The sequence below is a fragment of the Brasilonema bromeliae SPC951 genome (assembly GCF_012912135.1).
In the GTDB taxonomy this organism is placed as follows: domain Bacteria; phylum Cyanobacteriota; class Cyanobacteriia; order Cyanobacteriales; family Nostocaceae; genus Brasilonema; species Brasilonema bromeliae.
Genome location: NZ_QMEB01000238.1, coordinates 1 through 10,037, shown reverse-complemented (window position 1 = coordinate 10,037; position 10,037 = coordinate 1). Strand labels below are relative to the sequence as shown.

6 protein-coding genes are annotated in these 10,037 nt (G+C 42.1%); 3 read left to right on the top strand and 3 right to left on the bottom strand.

The annotated features are described in order from the left end of the window. Positions 1–75 precede the first annotated feature (75 nt). Positions 76–573, bottom strand: a complete 498-nt coding sequence (locus DP116_RS23565) for a MarR family transcriptional regulator (RefSeq protein ID WP_048871800.1) — start codon at positions 571–573, stop codon at positions 76–78. A 499-nt stretch (positions 574–1,072) separates the two neighbouring features. On the opposite strand from DP116_RS23565, the gene DP116_RS23560 reads away from it, so the two are divergent. After that, positions 1,073–2,173, top strand: coding sequence for an RNA-guided endonuclease InsQ/TnpB family protein (locus DP116_RS23560; RefSeq protein WP_339381544.1), 1,101 nt, complete (start codon positions 1,073–1,075; stop codon positions 2,171–2,173). Between the two features lie 75 nt (positions 2,174–2,248). Here DP116_RS23560 and DP116_RS23555 read toward each other — a convergent pair whose 3' ends face one another. After that, positions 2,249–3,346 (bottom strand): PstS family phosphate ABC transporter substrate-binding protein, encoded by a 1,098-nt coding sequence (locus DP116_RS23555; protein WP_169157477.1) that lies wholly within the window; start codon positions 3,344–3,346, stop codon positions 2,249–2,251. A gap of 393 nt (positions 3,347–3,739) precedes the next feature. Continuing rightward, on the bottom strand, positions 3,740–8,047 hold the full coding sequence (locus tag DP116_RS23550; protein WP_339381543.1) for a hypothetical protein: 4,308 nt from the start codon (positions 8,045–8,047) through the stop codon (positions 3,740–3,742). A gap of 445 nt (positions 8,048–8,492) precedes the next feature. Between DP116_RS23550 and DP116_RS23545 the strand changes: the two genes are divergently transcribed. After that, positions 8,493–9,191, top strand: a complete 699-nt coding sequence (locus tag DP116_RS23545; RefSeq protein WP_169157476.1) for a Crp/Fnr family transcriptional regulator — start codon at positions 8,493–8,495, stop codon at positions 9,189–9,191. 39 nt (positions 9,192–9,230) lie between these two features. Continuing rightward, the gene (locus DP116_RS23540; protein ID WP_169157475.1) at positions 9,231–9,890 is read left to right on the top strand and encodes a DUF2232 domain-containing protein; all 660 of its coding nucleotides are present in this window, start codon (positions 9,231–9,233) and stop codon (positions 9,888–9,890) included. Positions 9,891–10,037: the final 147 nt, after the last annotated feature.

The window sequence follows — 10,037 nt, the reverse complement described above, 5'->3', positions numbered from 1 at the left end:
GCATGTGGCGTCCCTGGGCTAAAGCCACAGGGTTTTCATCTCACCCACTATAAAGTGCTTGCTGTGTTCTATCCTTTAGTCATCCTCTAGACTTGCCAGTAGCTTAAGTAGCAGCAAATAAAGTTGCTCCTGTTCCTGCTCATTTAAACCAGAAAGCAACTGGCGCTCATTCTCTACGTGTTGCGGAATCAGTTCATCAATGAGGTCATATCCCTTCTGAGTCAAACGCACTAACCAACACCGTCGATCATTTGTGGCATCATACCGCTCGACTAAACCCCGTGCTTCCAAACGATCAACGCGATTGGTGATGGAAGCTGGTGTGACTAGGACAAATTGAGCTAATTGAGAAAGGGTCATCCCCTCAGGCGGCGAAGAACGGCGCAGTGTTGCGAGGACTCCAAACGTTGCTGTATTCAAGTCATACCGGGCAAAAAGCTTTTGTGTCGCCTTTTCGAGTTCTAAGGCTGAACGAAGCACTGCCAGTACTCGTACCATCGGGCTTGGATCAATTTCCGGTCGCGTCACTTTCCAGTCGAGCGCTACTTGTCTAATCGTATCTGCTTTGTTCATCTTTAACTTTGAGAGTTGCCTACGACTGAGTGACCAGGAATGTTCAACTGCCCAAAAACAATACTCTAGCAACTTAAAAGCATGAGTAGAGCGGCGAGTTCAACCATTAATATTTTAGCGCTAAATATTACTTTATGTGTATTTCAACAATTAAATAGTTTAACGTAAAAATATTTAGTACTATACTTTAAGACTCAATAGTAGTTATTCTTGAAGAGCAATGTCCTAGTAGACTATTAACTGGACAAAGCCCGACATTTACTGACAAACCGCCTCACAAAACCGTCTACCTATTTTAAGAAAATTTACATCAACCGACTAGACCTACCTCCATAAGTTATGTGATGATTTGAAACATACCATGCTCATGCAGAGTAGATTTGTGTTGCTGACGAGGTCTTACACGAAGAAAATGAGCCAGCCCTATTACAACGAGTACCCAACTTCGCCGACAGATCAACCAACACCAGGGCTGGCTCATTTTCTAGGGGACAAATGCGTGACCTCGATCAAAACCAAACTAAAATTGACATCATCCCAAAAAATTCTGATGTCAAAACATGCTGGCATATCCCGATTTACATATAACTGGGGACTGGCAACATGGAAAGCTTTGTATGAGTCAGGATATCAACCAAATCATTTGACTTTAAAGAAATTTTTTAATAATGAAGTCAAACCAGTTCTCACCTGGATTAAAGAAAAAGGGATTTGTCAAAAAATCACAGAATTTGCATTTGATAATTTAGGAAAAGCCTTTAAAAACTTCTTTCAAAAACGTGCAGATTATCCCAAGTTTAAAAGGAAAGGGAGAAATGAAAGTTTTACAATTAATGCTGGTGGTAAACCAATAAACTTGGGTGGTAAACGCATAAAATTACCAACCATTGGCTGGGTATCAACTTATGAATCCTTACCACACACAACAACCACAAAGCTGACTATATCGAAATCAGCCGGAGATTGGTACATTTCTTGTTCTTATGAAATCTCACCAGAAATCACCAAAAAAGAACATGAATATGTCGGGGTTGATGTCGGGATAAAAACTTTAGCAACTTTATCAACAGGAGTGATTTTTTTCAACCCAAAAGCTTTCAAAAAAGCCCAAAAAACCTTAACAAGGTTACAACGACAATTATCGAGGAAGGTGAGAGGTAGTCATCGTTATAAAAAACAAAAACTGAGAATATCTAAACTGCATCGACGGATTGCTAATATACGTAAAGATGCCACTCACAAGGCGACTACATTTATCTGCAAAAACCACGCAGTAGTTGCTTTAGAAGATTTAAATACTTCGGGGATGTTGAAGAATCATCGGTTAGCGGGTGCTGTCAGCGATGCTAATTTTTATGAATTTCGTAGACAGGTTGAATATAAAGTCATTAGATACGGTGGAACTGTCGTATTTGTGGATAGATTTTACCCATCTAGTAAAACTTGTTCAAATTGTGGAGAAATTCGAGAAATTAGTCTATCAGAGCGGGTTTATGTGTGTCAGAAATGTCAGCACACCCAAGACCGAGATTTAAATGCATCTAAAAATCTCCAAAAATATGCACGGATGGTTAAACCGTGCCTGGACGTTAAGGGATAATTGCTCCCATGCTCCCGCCGAAACGTCAAGTCATGTCTGGAATTGTCCAGATTTTATGTAGCAGTGAATACAAATTTAACGAACTCTAATAAATCCAGCCTGCTCAATAGCCTCTTGCCCTTGGTCGGTGAGTAAAAGTTTGGCATAGGCTTCTCCCGCCCGCTGTTCCCGACCGTTGTTATGCTTAATAATCACAAACAGGTTTGTGGTGAGTGGATAGCTGCCATTTTTGATTGCTTTAGTATTGAGCTGATTGCGCTTGTGTAGGCACTCCTCGGTTGACACTTTTGGTTCACGGTAGGGGGGGATGAACTTAGTAGGAGTCTGACCAAGTGGCAAAAGCCTCACACTACATTGAGGGACTAGTGTACGAGCAGAAGCGTAATACAAACCGCCCGGGGTTTTACTGAGCCGACGCACCGCTTGTGTAGTAGAGTGGACATACTGGACGTTAGAGCTAAACGCTTGATTGTTTAAGTCTTTGTTGCTTGATGTGCCGCTTGATTTGTTGTTTACAAATATGAGTGTATCTGCGTCCTCTGGACGTTGGGCAAAAGGAGTGATGGGTAGGTCTGGTCCATCTACTTGCTTCCAGTTAGTAATTTCACCGTGATAAATTTGTTGCAATTGGTCAATTGTTAAACCGGGCAGCGTGAGTGATGGGTTAACAACCACTGCTATTCCATCAATACCAACTTGACGTTGATCAAGTGTGAAACCTCGCTGCTTGGCTGTAGTGGATTCTTCAACTGTTATCGGACGAGAAGACTGGGCGAAGTCCAATTGCCCGTCAAGCAACATACGAATGCCTGAACCAGAACCAGGACTGCCGTTAGTGGGTTTTACGTAATTTAACTGCAATTCTGGATGAGCATTTTGGATTTGAGAATCTATTAATTGTCGAATAGGTGCCCACGCTGTACTGCCACCGTATTTGAATGAACCGACAGGAATATCAGCAGTTGTCCCAAAGGCTAATCTAGTACTAGAGGTTGTGTTTGTATTTTGACTAGGCGAAGAGTTAATGTTGCTGGTAATCAACAAGCGTGGCCGCACTAGCCACCAGAACAGTCCCCCAATAACCACAAGTGTCAACACTTTGCCAATAATTAAGCCTCTGATAAGGAGTGCCATGTCTCCTTGAATGACGATTCTTTTTCGGGTATTGTCCATAATTTTTTGATTGACCCCTAATCGTTGTAAATATTTCAGTATGATTATGGCTGTTATTTATACATTAGTATTTTTCACCTAAATCTGTACAGAAATAAGATTTTTTATATTGAAAAAAAAGTTTAAGAAAGTTGAAAATGATGATTTTTTGTGATAAAAACCACTCTCAAGAGAGAGGTATATGATGCTTTTTTGTTCCGAGAGTTTGACTTGGTAAATGCTTTCGACAGGTGTTGGTAATTAGTCTACTTTGATTTCCTATAAATATATGAGATTATCACATTTTGCTTTCAGGAACGATAAATGATACAAAAAAATACTGATAACTGTTTGAACGCCAGTCGCCACAACGGAGGGTTTCAAAGTCCCCTCTGGGGATAAGGGGACAAAATGCTAATCAACGATTCCCAAGGCGAAATTCACCGTGTAAGGTTCCTCAAGAGATTGCTGAATACTAGGTTTGATGGCGTCGAGATAACGAGTAATAGCCTGGAGTTGTTCGGTATTGGGACGATAAGTGAGACTTCCTTGTTTTTCAAAAAGTGGTGCGGCTGTTATCGCCTTATAGTTAGAATTGTCACATGAACCTTGGGTGAGCCAAATGGCATCTGTGCTGGTGGGGATCAAGCCAGAAGGTAACTCACCTTCCAAGAAAGCCATCAGCCGTTGCTCACAAGTGCGGGTATTAATGCCACGATTCTCAAATAACTGGATAACTTCGCTAAAGGATATGGCTCTTGATGGTAGAATTTGCAGCAATTCTGTGAACAAGAAATAGTCGGTGTACTGTTGTCTGGGAACGTCTAAGACTTGAGGATGCAGAGGAAGTACTGCTAAACCATATGCAACCCGACTGCAATTGGGAGAGTTATTTTCACCCAGATACAAATCTTGGATAATCTTAGCGTTGGGCAGTTTTTGCCGCAGCCAACGACTCACCGCCGCAACAGAAGCAACCCCACCTGTGAAAATAGCTTGATTTATTGCTTCTGTTGGTATGCCTTTGGCAACAAGTAACCGATTGATTTCTCGGTTGATGCGTCGAACAAATGGGACAAATACCTGGCTTTCTAAGTCTCGTCGCTGCAAAACCCATTGCTGATCTGCTAGTTCTAGGGTAAAAGATTCTTGGTGTTGCAAAATCAGCTTGAGAGCGATCGCCGCATCAATAATCGCCTTTCCTAAAAGTGAACTTTCTAACCGTTGCTGTAGGCGAATGCGTTCTCCAACATCTGGTTCCCCAGCCCGAGGGAGGTTCAATTCTTCCAAGCCTAAACTCGAAAAGGACATCTGATCTAAACCAAGAATTGCTGGTTGCCAATTCTTGGAATTTGTGGTATAAGTTTTGGTATCTTCCTGAGAAGTCGTGCGTGGTTGTCGCCATTTAGATGGTAATAGCAATTGACAAATAATGTCTTGCTCTAATTCTTTGCCAGCATAAGCAAAACCGTGAAGCATAAAATCACTATGGGTGAGGTCTTCCACGTTTTCCGGCAAATTAACTAACGCCATTTCTGTTGCAGCAGCACCGATATTAAGGACGAAAGTATTACCCACAAGAGGGCGATCGCTGCTTTTTGCAAAACGAGTCCCCTCACTATCTGTGATTTTCACGATTTCACCTTCAGCGCCGTCAAGTTCTGACAGCAAACAAGCAATCCCTTCCTCCAGAAAAAAGACTTGTTGCGGATGCTGTACGAGTTTGCTGATGAGTATAGCTTCTCGAATGTTGAAGCGATATTGTTCCGACCAGTTGGATCGGCAAGTGCAAATAACACCAGTAATCTCATTGATAATACGACGGAAGGTTTCTTGGTCTAGACCAACAGCAGCCGCACTTAAACCCAACGTCGTGCTACTGCGATCCTCAGTGAACGTTAAGAGCAATTTTGAGAGCGATCGCACAACCCAAACCAATGGAACAGTAGAAAATTCGTTTAATTGCAAAACTGGTTCCCATTTTTGTCCCTCACTCTTGTAAGGTAAAGCAATTTGCAGATAGGGTTTCAACTGCGCTGAGAATAAGTTATGCGTTGCAGCACTCGACTGAGGTGATGGAGAACTCGTAGCCATATTCTCAGGTACTTTTTCTTCAGCCACAGCCGCAGGTGCTATCTGGTCTTGTGGATGTGAACTTTCTGTTTCAGTGCTTGTCACCGAAGCTGTTGGCAGATAGACTTCTGCTGGTAAACGAAACGACCGTTTTATAGAAGTTGCTTCCTCTTGGGTTTGTGCTGCTGACCAATATAGAGGATACACCTCAGTTGTGGAGCGATTTAACAAAGCCGCAGAAATTCCGGTTGTACCCAAATCAATTCCTAAATACCAAATAGATTTACGGGCGTCGTTATTTGTGGAACCAGAAATGGAGACAGAAGAACCGTCGATTTCTTCTTTTACCACACTTTTTTCAAGTTCCGCTTGTGGTTCTATTATGCTTGAGTTTGGCTCAGTCTCTGCTTTTTCTTGATTTTCGCTTTGAGTCAAAGGCTGCAACAAAGCATTTATCTCCCCATCAAAACTCGCTAAATCTTGTTCCAATTGATCCAACTGCGCTTCTTCCAAGGAAATATCAACTATTTCTGGAGATTGATTTTCTTCTGGAAATAGCACATTCTCAATCGGTGAAGCAGGAACGTTGTTCTCTGAAGACTCTTCTACATCACGATTTTGAATTCCACCGGCTGTTGATTCAGCAATATTCTGTGGGGGAGTTTCTACGGCTTCGGAAGTGATCGGTGCTATGTTTGCTGCTAGTGACTCGCGGTTTGTATCAGCCAATAAATCAGTCAACACTGTAATTATATTTTCAGTTGTTGGACTCACTGGGCTAGTACTGTCAAAAGAAACAACCTGAGTATACTCTTCCACAGGCGGTAATTCTGCCAATATATTTTCCTGAGGAATGGATGATTGTTCTGTGGTTTCCAAGCTGACATCTTGTGTCTGTTTGGCGTCATCAGTACTGAGTTTCACAAGATCGGCTTCTAGTTCCTCCAACCAGGGATCTGGAATCTCAACAATAGAATCGAGTTGTTGTTGATTTGTTGCAGCGTCTGGAGAAGTTTCAGAGAGATTCGACACTGATGAAGAATTTGTGACATCTGTCACCGGCTTTGTTGGCACTTGCGGTGCTTCAAAAGTTATTTCATACAGAAACTCTGATTGTGGTTGATGAGTAACAGTTGGTGGTGAAGTGTCGGCAGATGAAGTGAGTGTTGGTTGATCAAATAACTCATCTATGACATTTGTCACCTTCGTGGTTGTCACATCCGTCACAGTTGTGTCATCATCTGTTGTCACGGGTGTGGTTGTCGTTTGCTGCTCAAAAAACTGATCTATATCAGGTGCAGATAATTGATTTGTGACATCTGTAACTTGATCCCCAGCAGGTGTGGTTATGCTTTGCTCAAATAACTCATCTGTAAGTTCAGATAATGTGAGAGTAGATAATTCATCTGTGATAATTGTGACTTCACTGGGTGCTGATACAGTTGCTGTTGGCTGATCAAAGAACTCATCTGTGATATCGGTGACTTTATCTTCTGTTGCCACATCTGTCACGTCAACACCAAACAAACTGGCATAAAGTTGGTCTACTTGATCACGAATGAACTGAGAACTATTGTGGTGTACAGCACTTTTGTCAGGAGTCTCTACGGTGTTTTGTGCGTCTTCCCTGTCCTGAAAAACGACTGCATTCAAATCTGATGCATTCGTACTCTCCTGTTGTGCTTCCAAGCTGAGTGCTTGGTTATTTGGTGTCACCTCAGGTAACTCTGAAACTAACTCGTTTGATTCTACTAACTGTGGTGTTTCATCTTTGACATTCTCAACAGACGCTTGGTTGATGGAAGTTTGTTGTTGCAACTGCTGTGTAAAATTGGTGATGAAACTTGCCAACAACTGTTCCCCTTGCACTCCTTTGCTGTGCATTCTCGCCAGCGCCTGGGACAAAGACTCATGATAAGTGTGAATATTGCCCTGTAATGCCTCAAAAACAACATTCACAGTTCCATCAAGGGCGAGTAACTTTTGATCTAACTGCTTCGCAAGCCTTGATAACCGCTCCACTTGCTCTTGTGACTCTACTACGGGTAAAGTCGAATAAGTTGCAGATTCTGTGTTACTCTGATAACTTGTCACCAAATGCTGCATTTGAGAATTGCCGGCAGTTTCTCTCGTTTGTGGTGTCAAATCAGACACAATTCGGCTTTTCAGCACTTGCAAAAATTCGGAAATCATCTGCTCCTGATTCGCTAATTGCTGTGCTAAGGAGTAGTTATGCAGCCGCTTTTGTTCTAATTGCCTGATTTCCTCGGCAAGATTTGATCGCTCTTGCAACAGTGCTTTGATTTCTTCTTGCAACGGTCCCAGCACTACTGCAAATGGATTGTTTTCTTGTCCCACCACAACATTAATATTTTCCTGTTGCTGTAAAGATTGCTGCTGTGGTAAAGATTGGTGATCATCTTGAGCAACAGATTTTGCTAGTGAGGGAGATTGTTGTGATTGTAGCTCTTGGGGGGTTTGAACCTGAGCAGAACTTTCTGATAAATTGACCAAAAAGTCGCGAATTCGTTCTAAAACTTGCCGTAGTTCTGATGCTTGATTAGAGAAAAGCCTAGGTAAGCGCTTGTTGGTGAGTAAGCGGTCAATCTCTGCAATCAGTTGTTGAGTTTCTGTTGCGCGGGAAGTCACGTTAATTTTCCATTACTAGAATTTTAAGTCAGGTGGCGATAGAAATTTTTTTAACTGTTGCAGTATGTTAGGCATTAGATGGGCATCCAGCAATGTATATTATTGTAGTTTACTGAAAACAGCTAAAAATTATAGGGTAGCAAAAATTAGTGACCATGAGTATTATTTATTTAGGTTGCCTATAGTTTTGAGTTTTAAGTATTGATGTTTACAGTGCTGCTAGTCTTCAACCAGGGAGCTGTAAGCTGTAGACTATTTATTATTGCGAGACTTTGGCGAAATCTTAGCGCGAGAACGCAATACTTTTGATAAAAAACGCTTGGCTCGCTTTGTTTTGTAACATAATCTATTTTTAGATTCTAATGGCTGTACTTTAATAGCCTAGGCTTATAAAAGTAGCGTTATTTTTTGTGTATATTACAGCTTTTATCAACAAGATGTCGTAATGGAAGACCGGTATAGCGTGCAAGCACTTACCAATCCCTTAAGGTACTTGGCACCCTTTTTTCAAGGGTTACCAGAAACCGTTGTAGAACAAGCACTTACTCATCTGGTAACCCGCACTCATCCAGCTAATCAGGTGATTTTGTTAGAGAATGACTGGGGGGGATCCGTATATTTTATTGCTAGTGGATGGGTGAAGATACGTACTTATAATCTGGAAGGCAAAGAAGTAACACTGAATATTCTCGGCCAAGGAGAATTATTTGGTGAAATGGCAGCTCTTGATGAAGTGCCTCGTTCCACTGATGTTATTACCTTGACTTCCACGGTCATTAGTAGTATGCCAGCACAAGATTTTGTCAAGTTACTTCAAACAGAACCAATGGCGGGAGTCCGACTGGCGCAGCTGATGGCACGTCGTTTACGGCAAGTAAATCGGCGATTGCGGTTAAGGGAATCTGACAGTCAATCGCGGGTAGCAGATACGTTATTGTTTTTAGCAGAGGGACAGGGAAAAAAAGGAGACGAGGGAATCAAAATTCCCAATTTACCTCACAGGGAATTGAGTAGTTTAAGTGGACTAGCACGGGAAACTGTCACACGAGTCCTGACAAGACTCGAAAAAAAAGGATTGATTAAACGAGAGCAAGAGGTGATTTGTATTCCCGATTTGTCAGGCTTAGAAAAAATGATCGTTTAAAAGTTCTTCGTTCTTCTCATCTTAACTCCCTTGAAATTAATGGTCAGGCAAACAAAAGACTCTAACAAAAACTCAATGAAGCTGGAAGTGCCGTTAAGAATGGTAGAAACGGCATTTTTAGCAAGCACTGCTAGCTTGATTTGGTTTATTAATTTTTACCTTCCCTTAGGACCTGTATTACGAATATTTTTTCCCGTGCCGATCGCCCTAGTATACCTTCGTTGGGGCAAACGAGCGGCATGGATGTCAGCAGTCACATCTGGATTGCTGCTTTTGGTGCTGATGGGACCAGTCCGCAGTCTACTGTTTGTCATCCCCTTTGCCTTTATGGGGGTACTTTTGGGATCAACATGGAATCGTCGTATTCCTTGGATTGTTTCCATCACTTTGGGTGCACTACTAGGCACCATAGGAGTCTTTTTTCGTATATGGTTGATGTCTGTGTTGACGAGTGAAGACCTTTGGATTTATGTCATCAACCAAGTGACGGACTTGATTGAGTGGGTTGTTCTCAAACTGGGAATTTTGGTGAGTCCCAGTGTGTTTTGGATTCAAGTGGGGGCGATCGCCTTAATTATCTTCAACAACTTTATCTACTTATTTACAGTACACTTAGCAGCATGGCTGCTGTTGGATCGCCTGGGTAACCCGATCCCCCGCCCTCCACGCTGGGTGCAAGTCATCATGGATTATGAATGATAGTCAACTAGGGGTGTAGGGGTGTAAGGGGGTAAGAAGGTTTCTAACAATTAGGGGTGTAAGGGGGTAAGAAGGTTTCTAAAGGATCAGACTTCTCTCAAAATTATTTTTGATTTGAATTTAAGTGCAGCAGGGAACACGGAACAC

Excerpts from the sequence above, each read along its gene's own strand:
- DP116_RS23555 (WP_169157477.1), bottom strand. The coding sequence starts at position 3,346 with ATGGACAATACCCGAAAAAGAATCGTCATTCAAGGAGACATGGCACTC.
- DP116_RS23565 (WP_048871800.1), bottom strand. The coding sequence starts at position 573 with ATGAACAAAGCAGATACGATTAGACAAGTAGCGCTCGACTGGAAAGTG.
- DP116_RS23540 (WP_169157475.1), top strand. The coding sequence starts at position 9,231 with ATGGTCAGGCAAACAAAAGACTCTAACAAAAACTCAATGAAGCTGGAA.
- DP116_RS23545 (WP_169157476.1), top strand. The coding sequence starts at position 8,493 with ATGGAAGACCGGTATAGCGTGCAAGCACTTACCAATCCCTTAAGGTAC.